This window comes from Brumimicrobium mesophilum (assembly GCF_003025005.1).
Taxonomy (GTDB): domain Bacteria; phylum Bacteroidota; class Bacteroidia; order Flavobacteriales_D; family Crocinitomicaceae; genus Brumimicrobium; species Brumimicrobium mesophilum.
In genome coordinates this window covers 17350-43162 of record NZ_PVSS01000005.1, presented here as the reverse complement: position 1 = coordinate 43162, position 25813 = coordinate 17350, and the positions used below count along the sequence as shown (strand labels likewise).

Genomic DNA, 25813 nt, shown 5'->3' with positions numbered 1-25813 from the left:
TATAATAAAGAAAGAATGCCAGGAATTATTGGAAGAAAAGTCGGAATGACTAGTGTCTACAGTGTCGAGGGTAAGGCAACACCATGCACAGTGATAGAAGCTGGTCCTTGTGTAGTAACACAAGTGAAAACAAGTGATAGAGATGGTTATGATGCCATTCAACTTGGTTTTGGAGAGCGTAAAGAAAAAAACACTCCTAATGCCTTGAAAGGTCACTTTAAAAAAGCAAATACTACGCCTAAAAGCGATTTAGTTGAGTTCGATGGTTACGAGCAAGACTTTAAAGCAGGTGATGTTTTAAATGCTGAATTTTTTGCAGAAGGAGACCTAGTTAGTGTTTCTGGAACATCAAAAGGTAAAGGTTTCCAAGGTGTTGTTAGAAGACACGGTTTTGGAGGGTCTGAAACGTCTCACGGTCAAAAAAGCATGAGAAGAGCTCCAGGTTCTGTCGGAATGGCTTCTACACCGGGACGAGTATTTAAAGGTAAGAAAATGGCCGGTCAGATGGGTAACGTAAGAGTTACTATCGAAAACCTACAAGTAATTAAGGTTTTGGCTGACAAAAACATTTTAGTAGTTAAAGGTTCTATACCAGGAGCTAAAGGTTCAACAGTAATAATTGAGAAGTAATGGAAGCAAAAGTATTAGATACAAAAGGTAAAGCTACTTCAGATAAGGTAACACTATCTGATTCAATTTACGGAATTGAACCAAATGATCACGCAATTTACTTAGATGTAAAGCAATACTTGGCTAACCAACGTCAAGGAACGCACAAGTCTAAAGAAAGAGCTGACATTTCTGGAAGTACTAGAAAAATTAAAAAGCAAAAAGGAACAGGTACAGCACGTGCTGGTTCTATTAAAAGTCCAATCTTTAGAGGTGGAGGTCGTGCTTTTGGACCACGTCCAAGAAACTACCGTTTCAAACTTAATACAAAGTTGAAAAGAGTAGCAAGAAGATCTGCATTGTCTCTTAAAGCAAAAGGGGAAGGAATTCTTATCCTTGATGGACTTAAGTTTGACACACCAAAAACAAAAGAGTTTTTATCAGTTTTGACAGCGTTGAAATTGGAAAATGAGAAAGTTTTGTTTGTAGTTGGAGCTGATAGCGATAACGCATACAAATCGGCGAAAAACCTAAGTAATACTAAGGTTGTTTCTGCTGACTCACTTAACACTTACGATGTGTTGAATGCAAGAAAAATTGTAATTGCAAAAGATGCAGTTGATGTAATTGAAAAGATTTTAAACTAATTGGTGATGTACACAATTATAAAAAAGCCTCTTATTACCGAGAAAGCAACTATGGATAGTGAAATGAACAATCGTTTCACTTTCGTAGTAGATCATAAAGCTAATAAGATTGAAATTAAAAAGGCCGTCGAGAACATGTATGGCGTAACAGTTGAAGCTGTTCGCACGATGAATTATGGCGGTGGAAAACCCTCTGTTAAATTTACTAACAAAGGTATCGTTGAGCAACGCAGTAGTAAATTCAAAAAAGCTATTGTAACTGTTGCAGAAGGAGAGACGATTGATCTGTTTACTAATGTTTAATTAATTAAAAGAAATGAGTCTTAAAAAATTCAAGCCTACAACTCCAGGGCAGAGACACAAACTCATCAGTGATTATTCTGAGATAACAACATCTCGTCCAGAAAAGTCTCTATTAGCTTCTAGAAAGAAGTCTGGTGGACGTAACAATTCTGGTCGTATGACAATGCGTTATATCGGTGGTGGTCACAAGCAAAAATACCGTATTATCGACTTCAAAAGAGATAAAGCGGATATTCCTGCGACTGTGAAAAGTATTGAGTACGATCCAAATCGTACAGCAAATATTGCGTTACTTTTTTACAAAGATGGTGAGAAGCGTTATATTATCGCTCCTGAGGGTTTACAAGTTGGTGACACTGTGTTGTCTGGAAAGAATGCTACTCCAGTAAGGGGTAATGCCATGTATATTGGTGACATTCCTTTAGGAACAACAGTTCACAATGTTGAGATGACACCTGGAAAAGGTGGTGTTATTGCACGTGGTGCAGGAACATCTGCTCAACTTATCGCTAGAGAAGGGAAGTTTGGTATTTTAAAAATGCCATCAAGTGAAGTTCGTATGATCTTAACTACTTGTTTAGCAACTATTGGTTCAGTATCTAACCATGATCACAGTTTATCTGTTTCTGGTAAAGCTGGGCGTTCAAGATGGTTAGGCCGTCGTCCTCGTGTTAGAGGGGTAGTGATGAATCCTGTCGATCACCCAATGGGTGGTGGTGAAGGTCGTCACTCAGGTGGACACCCAAGATCACGTAATGGTATTCCTGCAAAAGGATTCAAAACGCGTTCTGCTAAGAAATATTCAGATAAGTTTATCATCGAGAAAAGAAAGAAATAGGATATGAGTAGGTCATTAAAGAAACCACCATTTGTGCACTATAAGTTAGTGCAAAAAGTGGAAACAGCACAATCCTCAAAATCTAAAAGTGTAATTAAAACTTGGTCTCGTGCCTCTACAATTACTCCTGATTTTGTTGGATTCACAATAGCAGTACACAATGGGAATAAATTTATTCCAGTTTTTTGTACTGAAAATATGGTAGGACATAAATTTGGAGAATTTGCGCCAACGCGTAACTTCAGAGGACATGGCGGTAATAAGAAAGATAAAAGAAGATAACTAAAACTTCATATCATGGGTGCTAGAAAAAGATTAAAAGCCGAAGAAAGAAAGGAAGCAAATAAGTCGATTGCGTTTGCATCGCTTAAGAACTCTCCAATCGCTCCAAGAAAAATGAGATTAGTTGCTGATCTTATTCGTGGAGTAGAAGTAAATAAGGCGTTAAATATATTACAACATAATCCAAAAGATGCTTCAAAAAGCCTTTCAACGTTATTGCGTTCAGCAATAGCTAACTGGGAAGCTAAAAATGAAGACAAAAGTTTGGAAGATGAAGAGTTAGTTGTGAAAACTATTGAAGTGTCACAAGCCGGAATGTTGAAGAGAATTCAACCAAGGGCTCAAGGAAGAGCTAACAGAATTAGAAAACGATCTAACCACGTACGTTTAGTTGTGGACGGAGTTAAAAATTAGGATATGGGACAAAAAACTAATCCAATAGGGAATAGATTAGGTTACATCCACGGTTGGGATTCTAACTGGTACGGTGGATCTGACTATGCGGATAAAATTGTTGAGGACGATAAAATCAGAAAATACTTAAATGCTCGTTTATCACGTGCTAGTATCTCTAAAATTATCATCGAAAGAACTTTAAAGTTGGTTACTGTTACTATCAATACTTCACGTCCAGGAGTGATTATTGGTAAAGGTGGACAAGAGGTAGATAAGCTTAAAGAGGAGTTAAAAAAATTGACAAACAAAGAAATCCAAATCAACATATTTGAGATCAAACGTCCAGAGTTGGATGCTCATTTAGTTGCGGATAACATTGCTCGTCAAATTGAAGCTCGTATCTCTTTCCGTAGAGCTATTAAAATGTCAGTCGCATCTACTATGAGAATGGGTGCAGAAGGAATCAAAGTTAAGATTTCTGGTCGTTTGAACGGAGCTGAAATGGCACGTGATGAAATGTATAAAGATGGTAGAACTCCATTGCATACGTTTAGAGCAGACATTGATTATGCTTTAGCAGAAGCTCACACAACTTACGGTCGTATCGGAATTAAGGTATGGATCTGTAAAGGTGAGATTTTTGGTAAACGCGATCTTTCACCTAACATTGGACTTGAGTCTCAAAAGAAAGGTGGTCGCCGCGGCGCTCCTAATAAGAGAAAGAAAAAATAAGTTGAATTCTTAAAAAGTACTGAAAGATGTTATCACCAAAGAAAACCAAATTTAGAAAAGCCATGAAAGGCCGAAACACTGGACTTGCTCATAGAGGAAGTACTGTTGCTTTTGGTTCTTTTGGACTAAAAACCTTGGAGCCAGCATGGATTACATCCAGACAAATCGAAGCTTCACGTATAGCCGTTACGAGATACATGAAGAGAGAGGGAAAAGTTTGGATACGTATCTTCCCAGACAAGCCTGTTACATCGAAGCCTGCAGAGGTTCGTATGGGTAAAGGGAAAGGTGCACCAAGTCACTGGGTTGCTGTTGTTAAACCAGGACGAATTTTATTTGAAGCAGACGGAGTGTCTTACGAAACAGCTAAAGAAGCGCTTCGTTTAGCAGCTCAAAAGCTTCCGGTAAAATGTAAATTCGTTACACGTAACGATTATGTAGTTCCAGGAAAATAATAAAACAAATGAAACAAGAAGAAATCACTCAATTGTCGCTAAACGATCTTAAAGATCGTCTTGACACAACATCTGAAAAGATTGCTAAAATAACTTTGACACATAAAGTGTCACCGTTAGAAAATCCAATGCAAATTAAGATGTTGAGAAAGACTATCGCAAGATTAAATACGGAGTTGACTAAAAGAAACAATCAAGCTTAAGCTTGTAATTTAGAAAATGCCTTGATATGGAAAATCAACATTTAAGAAAAGAAAGAACGGGTGTCGTAACTAGTGATTTGATGGATAAATCCATCGTAATTACAGTTGAGCGAAAAGTAAAACACCTTAAATATGGTAAGTTTATCAAAAAATCTACTAAATTTGTAGCCCACGATGAAAAAAATGACTGTAACATAGGTGATACAGTAACAATTCGTGAGTGCCGACCTTTGTCTAAGACAAAGAATTGGAGATTAGTAGAAATTTTAGAAAGAGCCAAATAATCATTAAGAAATGATACAACAAGAATCAAGACTTGCAGTAGCCGACAATAGTGGCGCGAAAGAGGTATTGTGTATCCGAGTTCTCGGAGGTACAAAACGTCGTTACGCTTCTATTGGAGATAAAATAGTGGTTTCTGTCAAGAGCGCAATGCCCTCTGGTGCTGTCAAAAAAGGACAAGTAGCCAAGGCTGTGGTAGTAAGAGTGAAGAAAGAAATTCGTCGTCCAGATGGATCTTATATTCGCTTCGATGATAATGCTGTGGTTATATTAAACCAAGCAAATGAAATGAGAGGAACTCGTATTTTCGGACCAGTAGCTAGAGAGTTACGTGATAAGAATTACATGAAAATTGTTTCATTAGCACCAGAGGTGCTTTAAAACTAAAAAGTCATGCAAAAGAAATTACACATTAAAGTTGGTGACACTGTTAAGGTAATTAGCGGTGAACATCGTGGTCAGGACGGAAAAGTCCTTTCTATAGACAGAAAAAAAGAGCGCGTGCTTGTGGAAGGTGTTAACGTTGTAAAACGTCACACTAAACCAGATGCAGCGAACCCTCAAGGTGGTATTGTAGAGAAAGAAGCGGGTCTTCACATTTCCAACCTCATGCTTGTATTTAACAACGAACCAACAAAAGTTGGACGTAAGAAAAACAAGGATGGAAAGCTAGTTCGATTCGCTAAGAAATCAGGAGAAGAAATTAAGTAATGAGTTATACACCAAGACTTAGAAAGCAGTATTCGGAGGAAGTTATTCCTGCCTTGCAAAAACAATTTGGTTTCAAATCTGTTATGCGTGTTCCTAAAATTGAGAAAATTATTTTATCTCAAGGTATTGGAGAAGCAGTAGCTGATAAGAAAATCATTGATGGAGCACTTGAAGACATTACTGCAATAACAGGACAAAAACCTATAGCAACAGTTTCAAAGAAAGACGTTTCTAACTTTAAATTAAGAAAAGGAATGCCGATTGGAACTAAAGTTACTCTACGTGGAGATAACATGTACGAATTTTTAGACAGACTGATTTCAGTTGCTCTACCTCGTACTCGTGACTTCAAAGGAGTTCCAGCAAGAGGTTTTGATGGACGTGGTAATTTTAATATGGGGGTTAAAGAACATATTATTTTCCCGGAAATCGATATTGATAAAGTAAATAAAATTTTAGGAATGGATATTACTTTTGTAACTTCAGCAGAATCTGATGAAGAAGCGAAAGCATTGTTAGATGCATTTAAATTTCCATTTACAAAAAAATAGTATTATGGCAAAAGAATCAATGAAAGCGCGTGAGCGTAAAAGAGAAGCCCTAGTTTTAAAATATGCTGCAAAGCGTAAAGAGCTTAAAGAAGCTGGTGATTGGGAAGGTCTTCAAAAATTGCCTGCTAATTCATCAAAAGTTAGATTGCACAATCGTTGTAATTTAACTGGTCGTCCAAGAGGTTACATGAGACAATTTGGACTTTCAAGGGTGACATTCAGAGAAATGGCACTTTCTGGTAAAATACCAGGAATTAAAAAGGCAAGTTGGTAATCTAATAGTTAAAAAAGTTATGAATACAGATCCAATAGCAGATTTTTTGACTCGCATTAGAAATGCGAGCAGTGTGACTAAGAAAGTTGTGGAAATCCCTTCTTCAAATACTAAAGTAGCAATCGCTAAAATCCTTTTCGAAAAAGGTTATATAGCAAACTATAAGGTTGAAGAGGATGATAAGCAAGGAGTAATTAAGATTGCACTTAAATATAATCCATCAACGAGAGTACCGGCAATAACAAAATTGCAACGTGTATCATCTCCAGGATTAAGAAAGTATAGTAATTCAAAAGAATTGCCACGTGTATTAAACGGTTTGGGAATCGCAATTATATCTACATCAAAGGGTTTGATGACAGATAAAGAAGCGAGAGTACAAAAAGTTGGTGGTGAAGTTCTTTGTTACGTTTATTAATTTATAAAAGTAGTAATAAGCAATGTCAAGGATAGGTAAATCCCCAGTAAGTATCCCGAGTGGAGTAGAAGTAAAAATGGATGGACAACTTGTGACAGTGAAAGGACCTAAAGGAGAAATATCTCAAGAATTAGATCCAGAAATCACTGCTCAAATCGAGGATGGTTCAATCACATTTAACCGCGCGTCGGACGCCCCAGCAACAAGAGCAAAACATGGTCTTTCAAGAGCATTAGTTAGCAATATGATTGAAGGTGTTTCAGAAGGGTTTAAAAAGGTATTAGAAGTAATAGGAGTAGGTTTCAGAGCAGAAGTTCAAGGAAACGTATTAACAATGTCTGTAGGACATTCACACCCTATTGTTATCGAAATTCCGCAAGAAATTAAGGTATCTGCAGAAACCGCTAAAGGTAAACCACCAGTTGTGACTTTAGAGTCATTTGATAAACAACTGTTAGGACACGTAGCTGCCAAGATTCGTTCCTTCCGTAAACCTGAACCATACAAAGGAAAAGGTATCCGCTTCCAAGGGGAGTATGTGAGAAGAAAAGCAGGTAAAGCCGCAGGTAAATAACCTTAATTTAAGAAAAAAATGGCATTTAGTAAAGTAGCTAGAAGAGCTAAAATTAAAAAGCGTATCCGTAAGAATATCACGGGTACAGCGACGCTTCCAAGATTAACTGTGTTTAGAAGTAATAAACAAATCTATGCACAAGTAGTTAATGACTTGAAAGGAGAAACATTGGTTTCTGCTTCGTCGCAAGGAGTAAAAGAATGTGAAAACCTTCCGAAAATTGAGCAAGCTAAATTTGTTGGTAAATTGATCGCTGAAAAAGCAATCAAAGCAAACATTGAAGCAGTGAAATTTGACCGTAATGGTTATTTATATCATGGTAGAGTAAAATCACTTGCTGAAGGTGCAAGAGAAGGTGGACTAAAACTTTAAGAAAATGGCAGCAAAAATTAATAATCACGTTAAACCAGCTGACTTAGAACTTGTAGACAAGTTAGTAGGTATTAACAGAGTTACAAAGGTAACAAAAGGTGGACGTACATTCAGTTTCTCTGCAATCGTAGTGGTTGGTAACGAAAATGGAATTGTAGGTCAAGGATTAGGTAAAGCAAATGAAGTAACTGAAGCAATTTCTAAAGGAATTGATGATGCGAAAAAGAACTTAATTCGTGTTCCAATCATAAACAATACTGTGCCTCATACACAGAAAGGTAAATATAGTGGAGCAAGAGTTTTACTCAAGCCGGCATCAGAAGGTACAGGTGTAATTGCAGGAGGTGCAATGCGTGCTGTATTGGAGAGTGCAGGAATCCATAATGTTTTGGCAAAATCTCAAGGTTCATCTAATCCAGCTAATGTTGTTAAGGCTACAATCGATGCTTTATCTCAAATGAGAGATGCATTTTCTGTTGCTAAACAACGTGGAATTACGATGGAGCAAGTGTTTAACGGTTAATATAATTTATAATGGCAAAGACAGTAAAAATTAAACTTGTAAGAAGTGCTATTAACCGAACACAACGTCAAAAGGACACGGTTCAAGCATTAGGATTAAGAAGAATGAATCATACTATCGAAAAGGAAGCAACTCCTCAAGTTATGGGTATGATCGCTAAAGTTCAACACTTAGTTGAAGTAGTTGAGTAAAACATAAAAACTGAAAAGCAATGAGTTTAAATAATTTAAAACCAGCTAAGGGTTCTACACATCACCAGCGCCGAATCGGTAGAGGACAAGGTTCTGGATACGGTGGAACAGCAACGCGTGGTCATAAAGGTGCTAAATCAAGATCTGGTTACAGTAAAAAAGTAGGTTTTGAAGGGGGGCAAATGCCAATCCAAAGACGTGCACCAAAATTTGGTTTTACGAATATTAATAGAGTAGAATATAAAGCAGTTAATCTGGATGCTATTCAAACTCTAGTAGATCGTAAAAATCTTACAGAAATTAACCCTGAAGTTTTACGTCAAAATGGACTTTTAGGAAATAGAGAATTAGTTAAAATCCTTGGAAGAGGTGAACTAAAAGCAAAAATTAGCGTTTCTGCTCACAAGTTTTCGGCAACTGCAAAAGCAGAAATTGAGTCGAAAGGTGGTGATTGTTCAGAAATCTAATTAACTTTGCAAACTATTTTACCCAAATGAAGAAACTAATAGAGAATATAAGTAATATTTGGAAAGTTGAAGAACTAAGGAAAAGGTTATTAGTAACCTTTTCTTTAATTCTTGTTTTCCGAATCGGATCGTTTATTGTATTACCAGGAGTTGATAGTTCTAAACTAGCAGCTGATGGAGCTGATGCGGGTACTATTGAAGGCCTGTTAGGTCTTCTTTCAGGTGGTGGATTTACTAATGCTTCTTTTTTAGCGTTAGGTATTATGCCTTACATTTCTGCTTCGATTATCATGCAGTTGATGGGAATGGCTGTGCCTGCGGTTCAAAAGATGCAGCAAGAAGGTGAAAGTGGAAGAAAACGTATAAATAATTATACGCGTATTCTCACAATCATTATTTGTGCTGTTCAAGCTCCAGGTTATCTTTCTCTTTATGTTGCAGGTAAAAACGCAATCCCTGAAGCATTTATTAATTCACCTCTTTGGTGGACACAATCAGTTTTGGTATTAGTTGCTGGAGCAATGTTCGCTGTTTGGTTAGGTGAAAGAATAACTGATAAAGGTGTTGGAAATGGTATTTCATTATTAATTACTGTAGGGATTATTGCTCGTCTGCCACAATCTTTTGTTGCGGAAACAGCACAACATTCTTTCCTTATAGTTATTATAGAAGTAATCGTTTTCATGCTAATTGTAATGGCTACAGTTTTAATTGTTCAAGGTGTTCGAAAAATCCCTATGAATTATGCAAAGCGAGTTGCTGGTGCAAGAGGAGGTGCAGTTGATGCACAGGGAGCACGCTCTTATTTACCGATAAAAGTAAATGCTTCTGGTGTAATGCCAATCATCTTTGCACAAGCAATTATGACGGTTCCTGTAATGTTTATTGAAAGTCAATTCGGAATCTTTGGATTCTGGTACAATCTTGTCTTGTTTGTATTAATTATCGTATTTACGTATTTCTATACAGCGATAATGATCAATCCAAAGAAGATGGCTGACGATATGAAACGAAATGGTGGGTTTATACCTGGGGTTAGACCTGGAGATGAAACTGCTAGTTACATCGATAATTTAGTGTCTAAAATTACTTTACCTGGATCTGTATTTTTAGCAATGATTGCTATAATACCTGCTATTGCAGTTTTATTCGGAGTAGGTGATGGATTTGCACTATTCTTTGGTGGAACTTCTCTATTGATTATGGTAGGTGTTGTTTTGGATACGTTACAGCAAATAGAGTCTTACTTATTGAACCGTCATTATGATGGGTTAATGGAAGGAACTAAGATTAGAGGACGTCGTACGCAAGGCGAAATGTCTGGAATGTAAAATATACAATATAAATGGCTAAGCAGCAATCAATAGAACAAGACGGTACGATTATAGAATCATTATCAAACGCAATGTTTAGAGTTGAGTTGGAAAATGGACATATAATCACCGCGCACATATCTGGAAAGATGAGGATGTATTACATCAAAATTCTACCTGGAGACCGTGTCAAAGTAGAAATGTCTCCTTATGATCTCACAAAGGGGAGAATCACATTTAGATATAAATAAAAGGGCGTTAAACGCTTAAATAGAAAGTAAAATGAAAGTAAGAGCTTCAGTAAAAAAGCGATCGGAAGATTGTAAAATCGTAAAACGAAAAGGAAGAGTTTACGTTATAAACAAAAAAAATCCTAAGTTTAAACAAAGACAAGGATAAGATAATTGTAAAAGTTATGGCGAGAATTGCAGGAATAGATTTACCGAAAAACAAAAGAGGTGTTATTGGATTAACATATATTTTTGGTATTGGACGTAGTAGAGCAAAAGAAATTTTAAAGGCTAATAATATTGACGAGAACATTAAAGTTCAAGACTGGAATGATGACCAAATAGGTCTTATTCGTACAACTATTAGTGAAGTAAAAGTTGAAGGTGCTTTGCGTTCAGAGGTTCAATTAAACATCAAACGTTTAATGGATATTGGTTGTTATAGAGGGGTTAGACATAGATCTGGACTTCCTTTAAGAGGACAACGTACTAAGAACAACTCTAGAACAAGAAAAGGTAGAAGAAAAACTGTTGCAAACAAGAAAAAAGCAACTAAATAATTAGTATTTAATATGGCAAAGTCTAATCAAAAGAAGAAGAAAAATGTTAAAGTAGATGCTATTGGTGAAGCGCATATCCAAGCTACCTTCAACAATGTCATTATTTCTTTAACCAATGCACAAGGTCAAGTAATTTCTTGGTCATCTGCAGGTAAAATGGGCTTCAAAGGTTCTAAAAAGAACACTCCTTATGCTGCACAAGTTGCTGCAGAAGAGTGTGCTAGAGAAGCGCATGACTTCGGATTACGTAAAGTAAAAGTATTTGTAAAAGGACCTGGTTCAGGAAGAGAATCAGCTATCCGTGCAATTCACAACTCAGGAATTGAGGTAACAGAGATTAACGATGTTACTCCATTACCACACAATGGTTGTCGCCCACCGAAACGTAGAAGAGTTTAATTTTAATTAACAACAAGAGGAGTCATACTGGCGAAGGAAGATGCCTTAATTCCCAGTACCTCAAAATAATAATTTGTAATGGCAAGATATACAGGACCAAAGTCGAAAATTGCTCGTAGATTTAGAGAACCAATTTTTGGCCCAGATAAAGCACTGGAAAAAAGAAGTTATGGACCGGGACAACACGGACCAAACAAGAGAAGAGGAAAACAATCTGAGTACTCTATTCAATTGACTGAAAAACAAAAAGCAAAATACACTTACGGTATTTTAGAGCGTCAGTTTTTAAATTTATTTAAAAAAGCCTCTGCAATGAAAGGAATTACTGGTGAAAACTTGTTAATTCTTTGTGAGTCTCGTTTAGACAATACAGTTTATCGTTTAGGAATTGCTCCGACACGTAGCGCTGCTCGTCAATTTGTTTCTCATAGACACATTACCGTTAATGGTAATTTAGTAAATATCCCATCTTATACACTTCGTGATGGGGATGTAGTAGGTGTACGTGAGAAATCTAAATCTTTAGAGGCGATTACTAATTCTATCGCATCTAAGACTACTAATTATGATTGGTTGAACTGGGATTCAGGTAGTATGTCTGGAACAGTTATGAGTACTCCTTCGAGAGAAATGATTCCTGAAAACATTAAGGAACAACTGATTGTAGAATTATATTCTAAATAAAAATTAATTTATTATTATGGCTATTTTAGATTTTCAAAAGCCGGACAAGGTGATCATGATTGAATCTAACGAACACGAAGGTCAATTCGAGTTTCGTCCGTTAGAGCCAGGTTATGGTATCACTGTTGGAAACGCTTTAAGACGTATATTACTTTCCTCATTAGAAGGCTTTGCAGTATCTTCAATTAGAATTGAAGGAGTTGATCATGAGTTTTCAACAATCAAAGGTGTAGTAGAAGACGTTACTGAGATTGTTTTGAATTTAAAACAAGTTCGTTTTAAACAACAAATAGAAGACCAGGACGAAGAAACTGTTATCATTTCTGTTGGAGGGCAAGATACTTTCACAGCTGGTGATATCGGGAAATTTACAACTGCATTCCAAGTGTTGAACCCAGATTTGGTTCTTTGTAACATGGATGCATCTGTAAAATTGGATATTGAGCTAAAAATTATTAAGGGAAGAGGATATGTTCCTGCTGAAGAGAATAAAACGGCTAATGCACCATTTGGAACTATTTTTATTGACTCAATTTTTACACCTATTAAGAATGTAAAATTCACAGTTGATAATTTCCGTGTAGAACAAAAAACAGATTATGAAAAATTAATCTTTGACATCTTAACAGATGGTTCTATTCATCCGAAAGATGCTTTACAAGAAGCTGCAAAAATCCTTATCCATCACTTTATGTTGTTCTCTGATGAGCGCATAACTTTGGATAGTGAAATCAAATCAGAAACTGAAGAGTTTGATGAGACTTCATTACACATGCGTCAATTGTTGAAATCGAAATTAGTGGACTTGGACTTATCAGTTCGTGCATTAAATTGTTTGAAAGCTGCTGATGTAGATACCTTAGGAGATTTGGTAGTCTATAATAAAAACGACTTATTGAAGTTCAGAAACTTTGGTAAGAAATCCCTTACAGAACTTGAGGATCTTGTTGATGCTAAAGGATTGTCGTTCGGAATGAATACGTCTAAATACAAATTAGACAAAGAGTAAAAACTGATATAAGACTTTAAAATGAGACACGGTAAGAAAAATAATAGTTTAGGTAGAACATCTGCACATAGAAAAGCGATGCTTTCTAACATGGCGTGTTCACTTATTGAACACAAAAGAATCAATACAACCGTAGCAAAAGCAAAAGCACTTCGTGTGTATATTGAACCTTTGCTAACGAAATCAAAAACAGATTCTACACATTCACGTCGTATAGTATTTAAATACTTACAAAGTAAAGATGCTACGGCAGAATTGTTTAGAGAGGTTGCACCAAAGATTGCTGATAGACCAGGAGGATATTTACGTATCATTCGTATTGGTAACCGTTTGGGTGATAACGCTGAAATGTGTATGGTTGAAATCGTTGACTTCAATGAATTGATGACTAAAGAGCCAGCTGAAAAGAAAACTCGTCGTTCTAGAAGAGGTGGAGGTTCATCTGCTGGTACTTCAACTGAAGGTGGTGCTACTGAGAAGAAATCGGAAGCAAAAAGTGAATTGACTAAGATTAAAGGTATTGGTCCAGTATATGCTAAGCAATTAGAGGAAGCGGGATATACTACAATCGCGGATATTGCTGCTTTAACAGATGAGGATATCGCTAAAATTTCTGCAATCGAAGGAATTAACGGTGATAGAATCGCTTCAGAAGAATGGATTTCACAGGCTAAAGATTTAGCTAAATAAAATTCTAAATAGGCTTTGTTCCTATTTAATATTAAAATTAGAGGCTGTCTAAACTTTTAGACAGCCTCTTTTTATTTTAATCCAATTTCAAATTGGATTTTTTGTCTACTGTTCCCATGTTAATTTTAATACTAGGAATTTTAGATTGATGATCTTAAATATTATTAGTTCTTTTGATAAATTACTTGGTAATATTTCGCAATTTTGCAGATATAAAATTATATATATGAGTCACAAATCTGGTTTTGTTAATATAGTTGGAAGCCCAAATGTAGGTAAGTCTACATTGATGAATCGCCTACTAGGTGAAAAGCTTTCAATTGTAACATCAAAAGCCCAAACTACGCGTCACCGTATTCGTGGTATTTTAAATCACGAGAATTATCAAATTGTATTCTCTGACACACCTGGGGTAGTTAATTCAGCATATCAATTACATGATACAATGATGAAGTACGTAAGTACATCACTAAGTGATGCTGACGTTTTACTTTTTATTACTGATGTTTTTGAAGACACAATGAATCATGCTGATACATTGGAAAAGATAAAAGAACTAAAAGTTCCGGTAATCTGTCTGGTAAATAAAATGGATCTAAGAGATCAAAAAGTGGTTGCAGATCGTTTGGCACATTGGGCTAAACAATTGCCTAATGCAACAATAATTCCAACTTCAGCCTTACATAATTTCAATGTAGAGCCTATCTTGAGTGTAATTTTAGATAAGTTGCCAGAATCACCTGCATTCTTTGATAAAGATGAAATTTCGGATCGCCCAATGCGTTTCTTTATTTCAGAGATTATTAGAGAGAAGATATTTTTGAATATCAAAAAGGAAGTTCCTTATGCGTGTGAAGTTGAAGTAACGGAATATATCGAAGAAGAAGATATAATTAGAATTCGTGCCAACATTATCGTTGAACGTGATTCTCAAAAAGGGATTTTAATTGGTGCTAAAGGAAGGCAATTGAAATATATCGGTATTGATAGCCGAAAAGATATTGAAAAATTTGTCGATAAACATGTCTTCCTTGAAACTTTTGTGAAAGTCGATAAAGATTGGCGAAGTAATGAAGGTAAACTTAAAAAATATGGATACTAATTATGAGTAATATAGTAGCAATTGTTGGTAGACCAAATGTTGGTAAATCAACGCTTTTTAATCGGTTAACAGAATCACAGAATGCCATCACCGAAGAGATGAGTGGGGTTACTCGTGATCGTATTTACGGTAAAGGTGAATGGATTGGTTATGAATATTCTGTTATAGATACAGGAGGGTATGTTAGAGGATCTGATGATGTTTTTGAAACTGAAATTAGAAAACAAGTAGAATTAGCAATAGAAGAGGCTAACGTAATTATTTTTGTTGTTGATGTTACAACAGGGGTAACTGATTTAGATGATAAAGTCGCTAAATTATTGCGTTCTTCAAAAAAGAAAGTATTCTTAGCTGCTAATAAGGTGGATAACACTGGAAGAGTGGGAATGTCAGCTGATTTTTGGTCTTTAGGCGCTGGAGAGGTTTATGATATTGCAGCTGCTAGTGGTGCAGGAACAGGAGAATTGTTGGATGATTTAGTGAAAGAATTTAAATCTAAAACTATTGAATCAGATAGTGATTTACCTCGTTTTGCTATTGTTGGTAAACCTAATGTTGGAAAATCTTCTTTAGCTAATGCATTAATTGGTGAAGAGCGTAATATTGTAACAGATATTTCAGGAACAACCCGTGATTCTGTAAACACACGTTATTCTTCATTTGGTTTTGATTTTATTCTTATCGATACAGCCGGAATTAGAAAACGCGCAAAAGTTCACGAGGATATCGAGTACTATTCTGTTTTGCGTTCTGTAAGAACAATTGAAAGTGCAGATGTTTGTATTTTTATGATTGATGCAACTGAAGGAATTCAAAAACAAGATTTGAATATTTTCTATATGTGTGAAAAAAATCATAAAGGAATTGTTGTACTTGTGAATAAATGGGATTTAGTTGAAAATAAGGGAACACAATCAACAAAAGAAGCTGAAGATGCAATTCGTGAACAGTTGGCTCCTTTTAATGATGTTCCAATTGTATTCACTTCGGCTGTAACGAAACAACGTATTCATAAAGCGCTTGAGGCTGCAATGAAGGTTTATAATAACAGGGTTAAGAAGATTCAAACTTCTGTATTAAACGAGGTTTTACAAAGAGAAATTACTTACTTCCCACCACCATCTTTGAAAGGAAAGTATATCAATATCAAGTATATTACGCAGTTACCCACTCATGCTCCGGCTTTTGCATTTTACAGCAATTTGCCTCAATATATTCCAGATAGTTATAAGCGTTTCTTAGAAAATAAAATTAGAGATCATTTCGATTTCGAAGGAGTTCCTGTTCGAATTTTCATGAGAAAGAAATAAAAAAAAATAAATTCAAATTTGATAAGGTTAAGTAAGAAATTACTTGACCTTTTTTTATTTAAACTACCTCTATAGAGCAGTTTTTTAATTTAGGTTTGAAAAAAAACAATTATTTTTTAAAACTGTTGGTCGTTCTTCGTATATTCATCCAAGAAAAAATACTATTATGCCTTTTAATGCAATTTTCGGGTGGTTAATAAAAAAACGAATTCATCAAATTGATTTGTTTCGAATGCATCCTGTAGAGGTTCAAAAGGAATGGTTTGAACGGTTAATCCTAACTGGACGTAAAACTGTTTTTGGTAAAAGATATAATTTTGATGACATTAATCACTATGATGATTTTAGAAGTAACATTCCATTACAGGATTATGAAAATGTGAAAGAATGGGTTGAAAGAGAAGTTTCTGGCGAAGAAGATGTTTTATGGCCTGGAGAAACACAATGGTTCGCTAAATCTTCTGGAACAACCTCTGATCGAAGTAAGTTTATTCCTGTAACGAAAGATTCACTTGAAGAATGCCATTATAAAGGAGGAAAGGACCTACTGGCTATTTATTATTCTCATTTTCCATATACTAAATTATACAAAGGGAAGCACCTAGTAGTGGGTGGGACGGCTGAACAAAATAAACTCAGGCCCGATCGTTACACTGGGGATTTATCTTCAATTATTTTAAAAAACTTACCTTGGTGGGTTGAAATCAAAAGAATTCCTTCTCGAGAAACAGCATTAATGAGTGAATGGGAAGAGAAAATAGAGAAACTTGCTGAAGAAACGATGTACGAAGATGTTTCAAGTATCTCTGGTGTGCCAAGTTGGACTTTAGTTTTGTTGAATCGTATTTTAGAAAAGACTGGTAAAAGTGACATTAGAGAAGTGTGGCCTAATCTTGAACTTTTTATGCATGGCGGTGTGAGTTTTTCACCGTATGAGAAAGAATTCAAAAGAATTATTCCGCATGAGGATATGCATTATATAGAGTCCTATAACGCTTCAGAAGGATTTTTTGGAATTCAAGACGAACTTAATGGCGATTTGTTATTGATGTTAGATTATGGAATTTTCTTTGAATTTATTCCAATGTCTGAATACAAAGGAACTCAATCTGAAAAGGTGATCAGTTTGTCTGAAGTTGAGTTGGATACAAATTATGCGATGGTAATATCAACGAATGGGGGGTTGTGGAGGTATATTTTAGGAGATACAGTTCAGTTCTCTAGCTTAAAACCCTATCGAGTGAAAGTAACTGGGCGGACAAAGCATTTTATCAATGTTTTTGGGGAAGAAGTAATAGTTGATAATGCTGACAAAGCTATAAAAGTGGCTTGTGAAAGAACAAATTCGCTTTTGAAAGATTATACTGCTTGTCCTATTTATATGGAAAAAGATAAAAAAGGTGGTCATGAATGGCTTATTGAATTTAGTAAGGAACCTGAAGATATGTTTGTATTTTCTCAAATTTTAGATAATACTTTGAGGGAACTAAATTCAGATTATGATGCCAAAAGAACGATGAATCTTACGCTTGACTTTCCATTGGTGCATCAAGCTAGAAATGGACTTTTTGATGAATGGTTGAAAAAAAAGGGCAAGCTAGGTGGTCAACATAAGGTTCCGCGATTATCAAATGATAGAATTATCCTAGAAGATATACTAAGTTTGAATCCTAGCATTGTTTTTGAAGCGAATAAAGTATGAAGAAAACTCGTTTAGTCATATTTTTTATTTGTTCATTCTCTTTTCTGACTTTTGGTCAAACTTATAGTTGGAGATTAGTAAATTCTCATCTGAATAATAATATTGAGGCTTGGGACATTACTCCATTGGAGGAGCTAATCATTTCAGATCAAGGTACCCTTCAAAAATTGGATACAAATTTTCAAGTTGCTTTTACACAGAGTAGAAAAGGCTTTGGCGCTATTTCAAAAATAGATGCTAGACATTCAATGAAAACTATGCTTTTTTCTGAAAATCAACAAATGATTGGTTTTTTAGACAACACACTTTCTTTTCAGGATGGAAAAATCGATTTGTCAGCCTTAAATATTGGCTATGGAACACATGTCTGCTATTCCGATCAATCGAGTCGCTTTTGGGTGTTTGATGAACAAAATGCGCGTTTAATTCGTTTCGAAGGGTTGAAGTCTAGTGTTGCTCAATCAGAAATTTCCAATTTAATGACAATAACTAATAATGATATGCCTAGTGCATTGATTGAAAGTCAGAATCAACTTTTTTTGTTTTATGAAGGGAGTGATATTTTTGTTTTTGATTATTATGGAAGTCTATTGCGTAAATATTCCATAAAAGGAGCTTTAAAAATCTATCCCACCGAGAGATTCATATATTTATTGAAAAAAGATTCAATAATGAGATTGGACAGGAAGAATGATATGGAGGAGACTATTTCTTTACCCATCACTAGTGTTGAAGATTTCCGGGTATTTGGAAATGCAGTTTATTTTAAAGATAAAAATGGTGTGCATAAATATTCTTTAATTGAGAATTAGCTACCTCATTCTGGAATTAAATTTCCATAGTTTAATCAATCTTTAACTTCTTAATTTAAACTAAAAACGGGATAAATCACGCCAATTAAACTCAGTATTTAAAACTATTATAGTATTTTAGTCCATCATTTAATAAGTTGAATTATGCATATCGCAGTTGCTGGAAATATAGGGTCAGGGAAAACAACTCTAACAGAGTTACTATCCAAACATTATGGTTGGGAAACACATTATGAAAATGTATCTCAAAATCCGTACTTAAATGATTTTTATGAAGATATGCAACGTTGGTCTTTTAATCTGCAAGTTTACTATTTGAATAGTCGATTTACGCAGATTCAGGAGATTCAGCAAACTGATAAAGTTGTAATACAAGACAGAACCATTTATGAAGATGCATATATTTTTGCACCTAATCTTCATTCTATGGGTTTGATGACTACAAGAGATTTTGAAAACTACTTTTCTTTATTCAATTTAATTGAATCATTTGTTTCCTCTCCTGATTTACTTATTTATTTAAGAGCTAGTGTTCCGACATTAGTGAATCAAATTCAAAAAAGAGGGCGTGAGTATGAAGAGTCTATTCGTTTAGATTATCTGAAGCGCTTGAATGAAAGATACGAAGCCTGGATCAGTACTTATGACAAAGGAAAAATGATTATCGTAGATGTCGACAATAACAATTACCATGAAAACCCTGAGGATTTAGGGAGAATAATTTCTGCAATAGATGCGGAGATCAATGGATTGTTTTAATATGGAATTCCTTTAATTTCCAATGCTTTCGACAGACTCAGTCACCGAAGAGTTTTCCGTTGACTGTGCTTGTCGAAGGCAATGTTTTGAGGCTTTGTTTTTTTGACCTTATTTTTAATCATTAAAGCCATTGATCTTACATTATCTTGTCATCAAATTCCTTCACTAATTTAGAGATTTCCAAAATCATTTGAACTTTCTTCTCTTCTTGTGTTTCATTTTCTTGATGATTTTCAGCGAATTCTCTCAAAATAATTTCTGAATCCAAGATATGGTGCTCTTCGAATGGACCTTCCATGTTTTCTATGATAGTAAGGCATTCTAAAGCGACAAGGAAGTCATATTGAACAGCTAGTGAAACAAAGTCTACAATATATTCTGAGTAATCAACTTTACTATTCCAGATTGTTGATAAAAGTGGTAAATGGATATCATTGTATTCGTCATTTAGTAAAATGTCCATTATAGTTTGAGCACTTGAAGTTGACTTAATATCTCCTATAAAGGTGATTATTTCTTCTTCCGTTTCTGGAGAAACTCCTTTGTTCCAAGCATCAACAATGGGTAATATAACATTGTCATCGCCATTCACTTTTAGGGCTTTCAAGCCTTCAATGATTTTTGTGTCTTCACCAGAATTAATATCTTTTAAAATTAATTTTATTTTTTCTCTTTTTTCTGCTGCTCTTTCCGCTGATGCCATGATTTTTTCTTTTTGCCAAAGATAAAGATATCTAGATGTTTTCAATCATTTTCTATTCTACTTATTCTTGAACTCCAACTTCGTTTTGGATTTATCTTTATATTTACAAATTAGCATTTTGAAATACATAATGCTGTTATCCTAGGATGATGTATTCAACCAAGTAATTTATTATTTATATTTTAGAAATGGCAAAATTAAAAAAGGAATGGGCATATGGTAAAGATATCAATGCTTTGATATTGCGTTTAGTTTTAGGTCTATCGATGTTTTATGGACATGGAATTGCAAAATGGCAGATTCTTTTTGGTGAAGGAGAAATCAAATTTGGAGATCCTTTGGGAGTGGGGGTAATGCTATCTTTAATTTTAACTGTCTTTTCCGAGGTAATATGCTCTCTTTTAATAGCAACAGGATTACTGACTCGTTTAGCTTTGGTCCCATTAATTATAACGATGGCTGTAGCAGTGTTTATTGTTCACAGCGGTCATGCATTTGGTAAAATTGAATTACCACTTATTTATTTAACGGGATATATTGCGATTCTTTTTATAGGACCAGGACGCTTTTCTTTGGACAACATTATTAAACGATAGTAATCATAAAATAAAATTTCTAAAATATGAAAGTTAAACCAGATGATGCGAATTATTTTGGAATTGGTGTTTTACAACACAAACGTGGTCATAATATCGGAACTTTGTGGAGGTCTGCATATATTTTAGGGGCTTCGTATATTTTTACAATTGGAAAAAGTTATAAAAAACAAACTTCAGATGTGTTGAAGTCATGGCGTGAGATTCCTTTGTTTCATTATGAAGATTTTGAAGACTTCTATAAGCATATACCTTATAACAGTCAGCTTGTTGGTGTAGAATTGGATGAACGTGCTGAAATGTTAAGTGAATACAGTCATACGCCTAGAGCTGTTTATTTGTTAGGGGCTGAAGACAATGGTTTGCCATTAGAGATTTTAGACAAGTGCCATGATTTAATTCAGTTGCCTGGGACAAATTCATTAAATGTAGCAGTTGCAGGAAGTATTGTTATGCACGATAGGGTTTCTAAACTACCTACCAAATTGCCATAAAAAAAACCGTTCATGCTTTTAGCAAGAACGGTTCCTATTAAATATTGTTTGCAAAGATTACTCTTCGATAACTTCAAATTTAAATTCAGCAGAAACTTCTTTGTGAAGGTTTGCTACTCCAGTGTAAGTTCCAACTTCTTTAATTGGCTCTTCAACAATTTTCAAAGATCTTCTGTCGATATCAATACCTTCAGCTTTTAACATTTCAGATAACTGAATAGTGTTAACAGAACCGAAAATACGACCGTTTTCTCCAACTTTAGCACCAATCTTGATAGAAGTACCTTCTATTTTAGTTGCAGTTGCTTGAGCTTCTTCTTTGATTTTAACTTCTTTATGAGAGCGCTGTCTCAAAACCTCGGCGTGAGATTTTTTAGTTGACTTAGTTGCAATCGTTCCGTATCCTTGAGGAATAAGGAAGTTAAGCGCATATCCAGGTTTTACTTCAACGATATCGTCTTTGTAACCTAGTTTATCAACATTTTTCTTTAATATGATTTCCATAATTGTCTTTTTAATGTGTTAATAAATAGGCTTATCTTAATTGATCTCCAACATATGGAAGGATCGCTATGTGACGAGCACGTTTAACAGCCTTGTTTACTCTACTTTGAAACTTAGAAGAAGTTCCAGTGATACGACGTGGTAAAATTTTACCTTGTTCGTTCAATAGTTTCAATAAAAAGTTAGCGTCTTTGTAATCAACGAATTTAATTCCACTTTTCTTAAAACGACAGTATTTGTCCTTTTTTATGTCAATGTTTACCGGCGATAAATATCTTACATCTTGTGCCATAATTGCAATTTTTTTTGGTTCTTTACTTTAATTACTTTGCTTCAGCCTTTGCAGGTTTTGCATTTTTCATTCTTGACTTTCTTTTCTCAGCCCACTCTTTGTGGTGCTTGTCCATTTTAACAGTTAAGAAACGCATTACACGTTCGTCACGTTTGTAAGTCACTTCTAATTCAGAAACAAGGTTTCCTTCTCCTTCATATTCTAAAAGAAAGTAAAATCCTGTTGTTTTTTTCTGAATTGGATAAGCCAATTTTTTCAAGCCCCAAGACTCAGAATTAGTTAGTTTTCCGCCTAGAGATTTAATCTCTTCTTCAAACTTCTTTACTGCTTCCTTTGTCTGATCTTCTGACAAAACGGGAGTTAAAATGAAAACAGTCTCGTAGTTATTCATATTATTTTGTTTTTTAATTAAGGCGACAAAGATAGATAAAATTCCTTTAATCCTATTGTTTTTGATTAAAATGTTGATCGACTTGGAATTACTCATTTAAATATATGTAATATTGAGTGATGTATTATATAGTAGGTATGCCTTTTGATCCTTATAGATTCAATAATTTTCATTTTGAAAGTAAGTTCTATACTTAAATCAGTAAAACGCAATAGTTACAGGGATGAAAAGTGTTTAAGTTATTAGGCTTTTCTAAAAATGATAGATTCGATTGAGTTTCAAAAGGAAAGCATAGCCGAAGTTTGATTATAATTTTTTTTGTTGTATTGGAAATAATATAAAGTAGATCGTACTACTTCATAGTTATGATTTTATCATTACTTTTATGTTAGCTAACCAAAGATTAATTTTTTTCGGTTATTGTAATACAATTTATTTTGATTATCTATTGATTTAAAAACCTCAAAAAGAACTTTAAAGTTTTATTAAAAGGAGTTATATTATGCGTGTAAAATTCGTACTTGTCAGCACTGTGTTATTATTAGTTTCACTTGCTCTTTCTATTTATCTAAGTAGCAATTGGTATGTTATATTTGCTATTGTATTTATATTAACCGTTATGGGTTATGTCGATATGATACAAACTAGACAGTCTATTCGAAGGATTTATCCATTGTTAGGGAGACTTCGTTATGTGATGGAAGAACTAAGGCCTAAAATGTACCAATATTTTATTGAGTCGGACATAGATGGTCGTCCTTTTAGTAGATTAGATAGATCTTCAATTTATCAACGAGCAAAAAATGTTAGAGATACTATTCCTTTTGGTACTCAGTTAGATTTATATGCAGAAGGTTATGAATGGATGTGTCATTCCGTGGCACCACGTGCTTTTGATACTTTGAATCATGACCCTAGAGTGAAAATTGGAAATAAGGATTGTAAACAACCATACTCTTCAAGTATTTTGAATATCTCAGCGATGAGTTTTGGTTCATTGAGTTCTAATGCAATTGAAGCATTAAATGGAGGTGCTAAAATAGGTGGATTTGCGCATAACACTGGTGAAGGAGGTTTGAGTGATTACCATTTAAAACATGGAGGTGATATAATTTGGCAAATTGGAACGGGGTATTTCGGATGTAGAGATGAAGAAGGGAAGTTTAATCCTGAGTTATTTGCAGAGAAGTCAAAGAATCCAAGCGTGAAGATGATAGAGATTAAATTATCTCAAGGGGCTAAACCTGGGCATGGAGGAATTTTACCTTCATCAAAAAATACAGAAGAAATTGCTAGAATAAGACATATAAAACCTCATACGGTTGTTGCTTCCCCTCCATTTCATTCGGCTTTTAATACGCCAGTTGAAATGATAAAATTTATTAAACAATTACGTGATTTATCTGATGGTAAACCAATCGGGTTTAAATTATGTATTGGACATAAAAGTGAGTTTATTGCGATTTGTAAAGCGATGATTCATTTGGATGTTTATCCGGATTTCATTGCTATAGATGGTGGTGAAGGAGGTACAGGAGCTGCTCCACCTGAATTCAGTAATTATGTTGGTGCTCCAATGATTGATGGTTTAGATTTTGTTCACAATATATTAAATGGTTTGGGTATTCGTGACCATATTAAAATTATAGCATCGGGTAAAATTACTTCTGCATTTCATGTTGCCAGAGCAATGGCACTAGGTGCGGATGCTTGTTACCAAGCACGTGCAATGATGATGGCATTGGGATGTATTCAGGCATTGATTTGCAACACAAATGAATGCCCCTCAGGTGTTGCTACTCAGAAAAAAGAACTTGCTGTTGGATTGGTTGTAAAAGATAAAAAAGCCCGTGTAGCAGAGTATCATTCGAAGATGTTGAAGAATTATGTCGAATTATTAGGCGCTTCTGGTTTGGATGAAACCAAAAATTTAACGCGTTCACATATTTACAGACGTGTTTCATTGAATGAGATGATTACCTATGAAGAGCTATTTCCATCTATTGATATTGGATCTATGTTGGATGATGCAGGAATCCCAACAAAATACAAATTAGATTTTGCAAATGCAGATATGGAAAGTTGGGGGATTAAATTCCATAGATTGCAGTAGCTGACGTTTCAGTATTGAGAGTGAGTTTTGAGGCGAGATCAATTGAAGAGTGAGCTTCGAAAATTAATAATATTGGGATTTTCTTTAATTAGAAAATCCCTTTTTTGTTCTTCAAGGTTTTAAAAGCATATAATGTTGAACCGTTTTACTTCTTGAATGTACATTGTTCTGTTAGACAAGTTTAATTATAACCAACAATTATTATGTTCAGATTATTCCATATTAACTTATTGATTTCTATTTCCTTTTTAGGTTATTCTCAAAATGAAGGGGGGCAAATATCTTTCGTTGATTCATCTGGGCATGAAATCGAGAATAATCAATCTTATTTAGTTTTTAACTATAACCATAAGCTCGATTCAATAAAGCTTGAAAATTTATATGGTTTTCCCTCATCTGATGTAGGTCGACTTTATTATTATTCAGAAGATTCACCAAAGTACAATGTAAGTTGCCGTATAGAGGAAATTGAGATTGTAGATTCCATTGATATCAATAAAGATGGTTTTAAAGAGTGGATTATATTACGAAAATGGTATTGCTCTGTTAGTCCACCCGAGTTTAGACCTTATGGTGTTGGAACTCATCAACAGAATTATAGTCAATACGAGGTATGGGATGTTCACACAAAGAAAAGTTTGTTTGAAATTAAAAATGTTTCCAACGGAAGTGTTGCTGTTTCCACAAACGTTATGAAAAGTTATGGCTACAGTTTTAAAGTTGCAATAGATAAAAATGGCTCATTTTTCTTGTCTGATTTAACAGGAAATGATAATGAAATTGTGATGGGTACTTTTTCCTATGATGAAAAGTTTGGGGAGTATAGAAAAAAATGATTTAGTTTTCAAACGATGCAATACCTTTCTAAATCCGTATTTTTACACCGTGGAAGTAATCAAAAAAATCATACGATTTCCTTTTATTGCACTGATTCGCTTGTATCAATACATCATTAGTCCAATATTCCCAGCGAATTGCAGGTATAATCCAACATGCTCACAATATTCTGTTGATGCAATTAAAGAATGGGGCGTTTTTCGTGGTGGTTGGATGGCGCTAAAAAGAATTGGTTCTTGTCATCCTTGGGGAGGTTTTGGAGATGATCCTGTGCCGAAGAAAGATAAATTCAAGGGCTGATTGTTTGCGCTGTATTGGAACGCGGATGACGCGGATGCAAGCAGCGCGGATAAAAGCGGATTTTTTATTGTAACAAACTACCGTTTGTGAATTTGTTTTTTTTGGGCATAAAAAGTTTTTTTTAAATCCGTGTAAATCTGCGTTCGGAGATCCGCGTCATCCGCGTTCCGTCATGAGTAACACCC

General features: G+C 34.8%; 42 protein-coding genes and 1 pseudogene. 39 read left to right on the top strand and 4 right to left on the bottom strand.

Annotation, left to right across the window (positions count from 1 at the left end; all coding sequences use genetic code 11):
• Window positions 1-15: 15 nt before the first annotated feature.
• From rplC to C6368_RS06040, 34 genes and pseudogenes are all read left to right on the top strand, one after another.
• Window positions 16-630, top strand: coding sequence for a 50S ribosomal protein L3 (gene rplC, locus C6368_RS06200; protein ID WP_107038326.1), 615 nt, complete (start codon window positions 16-18; stop codon window positions 628-630).
• Window positions 630-1256 carry a 50S ribosomal protein L4 gene (gene rplD, locus C6368_RS06195; RefSeq protein ID WP_107038325.1) on the top strand — a complete coding sequence of 209 codons (627 nt, stop codon included), beginning with the start codon at window positions 630-632 and terminating at the stop codon, window positions 1254-1256. The genes rplC and rplD overlap by 1 nt, the downstream gene beginning before the upstream one ends.
• Before the next feature lie 6 nt (window positions 1257-1262).
• A complete protein-coding gene (rplW, locus tag C6368_RS06190; RefSeq protein WP_107038324.1) occupies window positions 1263-1559 on the top strand; it encodes a 50S ribosomal protein L23 in 297 nt (98 codons plus the stop codon).
• A gap of 13 nt (window positions 1560-1572) precedes the next feature.
• Complete coding sequence (gene rplB / locus C6368_RS06185) at window positions 1573-2397, top strand: 50S ribosomal protein L2 (protein ID WP_107038323.1); 825 nt, start codon at window positions 1573-1575, stop codon at window positions 2395-2397.
• A 3-nt stretch (window positions 2398-2400) separates the two neighbouring features.
• Complete coding sequence (gene rpsS, locus C6368_RS06180; protein ID WP_107038322.1) at window positions 2401-2679, top strand: 30S ribosomal protein S19; 279 nt, start codon at window positions 2401-2403, stop codon at window positions 2677-2679.
• A gap of 15 nt (window positions 2680-2694) precedes the next feature.
• Window positions 2695-3093 carry a 50S ribosomal protein L22 gene (gene rplV / locus C6368_RS06175; protein ID WP_107038321.1) on the top strand — a complete coding sequence of 133 codons (399 nt, stop codon included), beginning with the start codon at window positions 2695-2697 and terminating at the stop codon, window positions 3091-3093.
• Window positions 3094-3096: 3 nt separating this feature from the next.
• Entirely contained in the window at window positions 3097-3807 is a 711-nt protein-coding gene (gene rpsC, locus C6368_RS06170; protein WP_107038320.1) for a 30S ribosomal protein S3, read from the top strand.
• A 26-nt stretch (window positions 3808-3833) separates the two neighbouring features.
• Window positions 3834-4262 carry a 50S ribosomal protein L16 gene (gene rplP, locus C6368_RS06165; protein WP_107038319.1) on the top strand — a complete coding sequence of 143 codons (429 nt, stop codon included), beginning with the start codon at window positions 3834-3836 and terminating at the stop codon, window positions 4260-4262.
• Window positions 4263-4270: 8 nt separating this feature from the next.
• A complete protein-coding gene (rpmC, locus tag C6368_RS06160; RefSeq protein ID WP_107038318.1) occupies window positions 4271-4465 on the top strand; it encodes a 50S ribosomal protein L29 in 195 nt (64 codons plus the stop codon).
• Between the two features lie 26 nt (window positions 4466-4491).
• The gene (rpsQ, locus tag C6368_RS06155; protein WP_107038317.1) at window positions 4492-4749 is read left to right on the top strand and encodes a 30S ribosomal protein S17; all 258 of its coding nucleotides are present in this window, start codon (window positions 4492-4494) and stop codon (window positions 4747-4749) included.
• 10 nt (window positions 4750-4759) lie between these two features.
• A complete protein-coding gene (gene rplN / locus C6368_RS06150) occupies window positions 4760-5128 on the top strand; it encodes a 50S ribosomal protein L14 (protein ID WP_107038316.1) in 369 nt (122 codons plus the stop codon).
• Between the two features lie 12 nt (window positions 5129-5140).
• On the top strand, window positions 5141-5458 hold the full coding sequence (gene rplX, locus C6368_RS06145) for a 50S ribosomal protein L24 (protein WP_107038315.1): 318 nt from the start codon (window positions 5141-5143) through the stop codon (window positions 5456-5458).
• Window positions 5458-6009, top strand: a complete 552-nt coding sequence (rplE, locus tag C6368_RS06140; protein ID WP_107038314.1) for a 50S ribosomal protein L5 — start codon at window positions 5458-5460, stop codon at window positions 6007-6009. Before rplX ends, rplE begins: the two co-directional genes overlap by 1 nt.
• A 4-nt stretch (window positions 6010-6013) precedes the next feature.
• Complete coding sequence (rpsN, locus tag C6368_RS06135) at window positions 6014-6283, top strand: 30S ribosomal protein S14 (RefSeq protein ID WP_107038513.1); 270 nt, start codon at window positions 6014-6016, stop codon at window positions 6281-6283.
• Between the two features lie 19 nt (window positions 6284-6302).
• Complete coding sequence (gene rpsH, locus C6368_RS06130) at window positions 6303-6701, top strand: 30S ribosomal protein S8 (RefSeq protein WP_107038313.1); 399 nt, start codon at window positions 6303-6305, stop codon at window positions 6699-6701.
• 22 nt (window positions 6702-6723) lie between these two features.
• Window positions 6724-7275 carry a 50S ribosomal protein L6 gene (gene rplF / locus C6368_RS06125; RefSeq protein ID WP_107038312.1) on the top strand — a complete coding sequence of 184 codons (552 nt, stop codon included), beginning with the start codon at window positions 6724-6726 and terminating at the stop codon, window positions 7273-7275.
• An 18-nt stretch (window positions 7276-7293) separates the two neighbouring features.
• Window positions 7294-7647, top strand: coding sequence for a 50S ribosomal protein L18 (gene rplR, locus C6368_RS06120; RefSeq protein WP_107038311.1), 354 nt, complete (start codon window positions 7294-7296; stop codon window positions 7645-7647).
• A 4-nt stretch (window positions 7648-7651) separates the two neighbouring features.
• Entirely contained in the window at window positions 7652-8170 is a 519-nt protein-coding gene (rpsE, locus tag C6368_RS06115) for a 30S ribosomal protein S5 (protein WP_107038310.1), read from the top strand.
• A gap of 11 nt (window positions 8171-8181) precedes the next feature.
• Entirely contained in the window at window positions 8182-8361 is a 180-nt protein-coding gene (gene rpmD, locus C6368_RS06110) for a 50S ribosomal protein L30 (protein ID WP_107038309.1), read from the top strand.
• Window positions 8362-8381: 20 nt separating this feature from the next.
• Complete coding sequence (gene rplO / locus C6368_RS06105) at window positions 8382-8828, top strand: 50S ribosomal protein L15 (RefSeq protein WP_107038308.1); 447 nt, start codon at window positions 8382-8384, stop codon at window positions 8826-8828.
• A gap of 26 nt (window positions 8829-8854) precedes the next feature.
• Window positions 8855-10159 carry a preprotein translocase subunit SecY gene (secY, locus tag C6368_RS06100; RefSeq protein ID WP_107038307.1) on the top strand — a complete coding sequence of 435 codons (1305 nt, stop codon included), beginning with the start codon at window positions 8855-8857 and terminating at the stop codon, window positions 10157-10159.
• 14 nt (window positions 10160-10173) lie between these two features.
• On the top strand, window positions 10174-10392 hold the full coding sequence (infA, locus tag C6368_RS06095; protein WP_101334173.1) for a translation initiation factor IF-1: 219 nt from the start codon (window positions 10174-10176) through the stop codon (window positions 10390-10392).
• A gap of 31 nt (window positions 10393-10423) precedes the next feature.
• Window positions 10424-10540, top strand: a complete 117-nt coding sequence (gene ykgO, locus C6368_RS06090) for a type B 50S ribosomal protein L36 (protein WP_101334172.1) — start codon at window positions 10424-10426, stop codon at window positions 10538-10540.
• Between the two features lie 16 nt (window positions 10541-10556).
• Complete coding sequence (gene rpsM / locus C6368_RS06085; protein WP_107038306.1) at window positions 10557-10931, top strand: 30S ribosomal protein S13; 375 nt, start codon at window positions 10557-10559, stop codon at window positions 10929-10931.
• 12 nt (window positions 10932-10943) lie between these two features.
• Window positions 10944-11330, top strand: coding sequence for a 30S ribosomal protein S11 (gene rpsK, locus C6368_RS06080; RefSeq protein WP_107038305.1), 387 nt, complete (start codon window positions 10944-10946; stop codon window positions 11328-11330).
• Between the two features lie 78 nt (window positions 11331-11408).
• A complete protein-coding gene (gene rpsD, locus C6368_RS06075; RefSeq protein WP_107038304.1) occupies window positions 11409-12014 on the top strand; it encodes a 30S ribosomal protein S4 in 606 nt (201 codons plus the stop codon).
• A gap of 16 nt (window positions 12015-12030) precedes the next feature.
• Complete coding sequence (locus C6368_RS06070; protein WP_107038303.1) at window positions 12031-13023, top strand: DNA-directed RNA polymerase subunit alpha; 993 nt, start codon at window positions 12031-12033, stop codon at window positions 13021-13023.
• A gap of 21 nt (window positions 13024-13044) precedes the next feature.
• Window positions 13045-13524 (top strand): annotated as a pseudogene (gene rplQ / locus C6368_RS17445) (50S ribosomal protein L17); the annotation flags it as partial.
• Window positions 13525-13713: a helix-hairpin-helix domain-containing protein gene (locus C6368_RS17440; RefSeq protein ID WP_234369098.1), complete on the top strand. Its 189-nt coding sequence runs from the start codon at window positions 13525-13527 to the stop codon at window positions 13711-13713.
• Window positions 13714-13939: 226 nt separating this feature from the next.
• Window positions 13940-14815: a GTPase Era gene (era, locus tag C6368_RS06060; RefSeq protein WP_199851598.1), complete on the top strand. Its 876-nt coding sequence runs from the start codon at window positions 13940-13942 to the stop codon at window positions 14813-14815.
• 2 nt (window positions 14816-14817) lie between these two features.
• Complete coding sequence (gene der, locus C6368_RS06055) at window positions 14818-16125, top strand: ribosome biogenesis GTPase Der (RefSeq protein WP_107038301.1); 1308 nt, start codon at window positions 14818-14820, stop codon at window positions 16123-16125.
• A gap of 166 nt (window positions 16126-16291) precedes the next feature.
• Window positions 16292-17827 (top strand): GH3 auxin-responsive promoter family protein, encoded by a 1536-nt coding sequence (locus tag C6368_RS06050; RefSeq protein ID WP_107038300.1) that lies wholly within the window; start codon window positions 16292-16294, stop codon window positions 17825-17827.
• Window positions 17824-18639 (top strand): hypothetical protein, encoded by an 816-nt coding sequence (locus C6368_RS06045; protein WP_107038299.1) that lies wholly within the window; start codon window positions 17824-17826, stop codon window positions 18637-18639. Before C6368_RS06050 ends, C6368_RS06045 begins: the two co-directional genes overlap by 4 nt.
• Before the next feature lie 144 nt (window positions 18640-18783).
• A complete protein-coding gene (locus tag C6368_RS06040) occupies window positions 18784-19398 on the top strand; it encodes a deoxynucleoside kinase (RefSeq protein ID WP_107038298.1) in 615 nt (204 codons plus the stop codon).
• Between the two features lie 136 nt (window positions 19399-19534).
• Here the strand turns inward: C6368_RS06040 and C6368_RS06035 are convergent, their stop codons facing one another.
• Window positions 19535-20101 carry a hypothetical protein gene (locus C6368_RS06035; RefSeq protein WP_107038297.1) on the bottom strand — a complete coding sequence of 189 codons (567 nt, stop codon included), beginning with the start codon at window positions 20099-20101 and terminating at the stop codon, window positions 19535-19537.
• A gap of 188 nt (window positions 20102-20289) precedes the next feature.
• On the opposite strand from C6368_RS06035, the gene C6368_RS06030 reads away from it, so the two are divergent.
• Window positions 20290-20697, top strand: a complete 408-nt coding sequence (locus tag C6368_RS06030) for a DoxX family protein (protein WP_107038296.1) — start codon at window positions 20290-20292, stop codon at window positions 20695-20697.
• 26 nt (window positions 20698-20723) lie between these two features.
• On the top strand, window positions 20724-21191 hold the full coding sequence (locus tag C6368_RS06025) for an RNA methyltransferase (RefSeq protein WP_107038295.1): 468 nt from the start codon (window positions 20724-20726) through the stop codon (window positions 21189-21191).
• A gap of 57 nt (window positions 21192-21248) precedes the next feature.
• Here C6368_RS06025 and rplI read toward each other — a convergent pair whose 3' ends face one another.
• Genes rplI through rpsF form a run of 3 tightly spaced genes read right to left on the bottom strand, consistent with a single transcriptional unit; the run spans window position 21249 to window position 22378 of the window.
• Window positions 21249-21695 (bottom strand): 50S ribosomal protein L9, encoded by a 447-nt coding sequence (gene rplI / locus C6368_RS06020; protein WP_107038294.1) that lies wholly within the window; start codon window positions 21693-21695, stop codon window positions 21249-21251.
• Between the two features lie 31 nt (window positions 21696-21726).
• Entirely contained in the window at window positions 21727-21987 is a 261-nt protein-coding gene (gene rpsR, locus C6368_RS06015) for a 30S ribosomal protein S18 (RefSeq protein WP_107038293.1), read from the bottom strand.
• 31 nt (window positions 21988-22018) lie between these two features.
• Entirely contained in the window at window positions 22019-22378 is a 360-nt protein-coding gene (gene rpsF / locus C6368_RS06010; protein WP_107038292.1) for a 30S ribosomal protein S6, read from the bottom strand.
• 502 nt (window positions 22379-22880) lie between these two features.
• Here rpsF and C6368_RS06005 point away from each other — a divergent pair.
• The 3 genes from C6368_RS06005 to yidD all read left to right on the top strand — a co-directional run bounded on the left by C6368_RS06005 (window position 22881) and on the right by yidD (window position 25628).
• Entirely contained in the window at window positions 22881-24491 is a 1611-nt protein-coding gene (locus C6368_RS06005) for an FMN-binding glutamate synthase family protein (RefSeq protein WP_107038291.1), read from the top strand.
• Window positions 24492-24694: 203 nt separating this feature from the next.
• Window positions 24695-25327: a hypothetical protein gene (locus C6368_RS06000; RefSeq protein WP_107038290.1), complete on the top strand. Its 633-nt coding sequence runs from the start codon at window positions 24695-24697 to the stop codon at window positions 25325-25327.
• A 49-nt stretch (window positions 25328-25376) separates the two neighbouring features.
• The gene (yidD, locus tag C6368_RS05995) at window positions 25377-25628 is read left to right on the top strand and encodes a membrane protein insertion efficiency factor YidD (RefSeq protein WP_394336204.1); all 252 of its coding nucleotides are present in this window, start codon (window positions 25377-25379) and stop codon (window positions 25626-25628) included.
• Window positions 25629-25813: the final 185 nt, after the last annotated feature.

Coding starts and splice junctions, on each gene's coding strand:
- rplC (WP_107038326.1), top strand. CDS start 16: ATGCCAGGAATTATTGGAAGAAAAGTCGGAATGACTAGTGTCTACAGT.
- rplD (WP_107038325.1), top strand. CDS start 630: ATGGAAGCAAAAGTATTAGATACAAAAGGTAAAGCTACTTCAGATAAG.
- rplW (WP_107038324.1), top strand. CDS start 1,263: ATGTACACAATTATAAAAAAGCCTCTTATTACCGAGAAAGCAACTATG.
- rplB (WP_107038323.1), top strand. CDS start 1,573: ATGAGTCTTAAAAAATTCAAGCCTACAACTCCAGGGCAGAGACACAAA.
- rpsS (WP_107038322.1), top strand. CDS start 2,401: ATGAGTAGGTCATTAAAGAAACCACCATTTGTGCACTATAAGTTAGTG.
- rplV (WP_107038321.1), top strand. CDS start 2,695: ATGGGTGCTAGAAAAAGATTAAAAGCCGAAGAAAGAAAGGAAGCAAAT.
- rpsC (WP_107038320.1), top strand. CDS start 3,097: ATGGGACAAAAAACTAATCCAATAGGGAATAGATTAGGTTACATCCAC.
- rplP (WP_107038319.1), top strand. CDS start 3,834: ATGTTATCACCAAAGAAAACCAAATTTAGAAAAGCCATGAAAGGCCGA.
- rpmC (WP_107038318.1), top strand. CDS start 4,271: ATGAAACAAGAAGAAATCACTCAATTGTCGCTAAACGATCTTAAAGAT.
- rpsQ (WP_107038317.1), top strand. CDS start 4,492: ATGGAAAATCAACATTTAAGAAAAGAAAGAACGGGTGTCGTAACTAGT.
- rplN (WP_107038316.1), top strand. CDS start 4,760: ATGATACAACAAGAATCAAGACTTGCAGTAGCCGACAATAGTGGCGCG.
- rplX (WP_107038315.1), top strand. CDS start 5,141: ATGCAAAAGAAATTACACATTAAAGTTGGTGACACTGTTAAGGTAATT.
- rplE (WP_107038314.1), top strand. CDS start 5,458: ATGAGTTATACACCAAGACTTAGAAAGCAGTATTCGGAGGAAGTTATT.
- rpsN (WP_107038513.1), top strand. CDS start 6,014: ATGGCAAAAGAATCAATGAAAGCGCGTGAGCGTAAAAGAGAAGCCCTA.
- rpsH (WP_107038313.1), top strand. CDS start 6,303: ATGAATACAGATCCAATAGCAGATTTTTTGACTCGCATTAGAAATGCG.
- rplF (WP_107038312.1), top strand. CDS start 6,724: ATGTCAAGGATAGGTAAATCCCCAGTAAGTATCCCGAGTGGAGTAGAA.
- rplR (WP_107038311.1), top strand. CDS start 7,294: ATGGCATTTAGTAAAGTAGCTAGAAGAGCTAAAATTAAAAAGCGTATC.
- rpsE (WP_107038310.1), top strand. CDS start 7,652: ATGGCAGCAAAAATTAATAATCACGTTAAACCAGCTGACTTAGAACTT.
- rpmD (WP_107038309.1), top strand. CDS start 8,182: ATGGCAAAGACAGTAAAAATTAAACTTGTAAGAAGTGCTATTAACCGA.
- rplO (WP_107038308.1), top strand. CDS start 8,382: ATGAGTTTAAATAATTTAAAACCAGCTAAGGGTTCTACACATCACCAG.
- secY (WP_107038307.1), top strand. CDS start 8,855: ATGAAGAAACTAATAGAGAATATAAGTAATATTTGGAAAGTTGAAGAA.
- infA (WP_101334173.1), top strand. CDS start 10,174: ATGGCTAAGCAGCAATCAATAGAACAAGACGGTACGATTATAGAATCA.
- ykgO (WP_101334172.1), top strand. CDS start 10,424: ATGAAAGTAAGAGCTTCAGTAAAAAAGCGATCGGAAGATTGTAAAATC.
- rpsM (WP_107038306.1), top strand. CDS start 10,557: ATGGCGAGAATTGCAGGAATAGATTTACCGAAAAACAAAAGAGGTGTT.
- rpsK (WP_107038305.1), top strand. CDS start 10,944: ATGGCAAAGTCTAATCAAAAGAAGAAGAAAAATGTTAAAGTAGATGCT.
- rpsD (WP_107038304.1), top strand. CDS start 11,409: ATGGCAAGATATACAGGACCAAAGTCGAAAATTGCTCGTAGATTTAGA.
- C6368_RS06070 (WP_107038303.1), top strand. CDS start 12,031: ATGGCTATTTTAGATTTTCAAAAGCCGGACAAGGTGATCATGATTGAA.
- era (WP_199851598.1), top strand. CDS start 13,940: ATGAGTCACAAATCTGGTTTTGTTAATATAGTTGGAAGCCCAAATGTA.
- der (WP_107038301.1), top strand. CDS start 14,818: ATGAGTAATATAGTAGCAATTGTTGGTAGACCAAATGTTGGTAAATCA.
- C6368_RS06050 (WP_107038300.1), top strand. CDS start 16,292: ATGCCTTTTAATGCAATTTTCGGGTGGTTAATAAAAAAACGAATTCAT.
- C6368_RS06045 (WP_107038299.1), top strand. CDS start 17,824: ATGAAGAAAACTCGTTTAGTCATATTTTTTATTTGTTCATTCTCTTTT.
- C6368_RS06040 (WP_107038298.1), top strand. CDS start 18,784: ATGCATATCGCAGTTGCTGGAAATATAGGGTCAGGGAAAACAACTCTA.
- C6368_RS06035 (WP_107038297.1), bottom strand. CDS start 20,101: ATGGCATCAGCGGAAAGAGCAGCAGAAAAAAGAGAAAAAATAAAATTA.
- C6368_RS06030 (WP_107038296.1), top strand. CDS start 20,290: ATGGCAAAATTAAAAAAGGAATGGGCATATGGTAAAGATATCAATGCT.
- C6368_RS06025 (WP_107038295.1), top strand. CDS start 20,724: ATGAAAGTTAAACCAGATGATGCGAATTATTTTGGAATTGGTGTTTTA.
- rplI (WP_107038294.1), bottom strand. CDS start 21,695: ATGGAAATCATATTAAAGAAAAATGTTGATAAACTAGGTTACAAAGAC.
- rpsR (WP_107038293.1), bottom strand. CDS start 21,987: ATGGCACAAGATGTAAGATATTTATCGCCGGTAAACATTGACATAAAA.
- rpsF (WP_107038292.1), bottom strand. CDS start 22,378: ATGAATAACTACGAGACTGTTTTCATTTTAACTCCCGTTTTGTCAGAA.
- C6368_RS06005 (WP_107038291.1), top strand. CDS start 22,881: ATGCGTGTAAAATTCGTACTTGTCAGCACTGTGTTATTATTAGTTTCA.
- C6368_RS06000 (WP_107038290.1), top strand. CDS start 24,695: ATGTTCAGATTATTCCATATTAACTTATTGATTTCTATTTCCTTTTTA.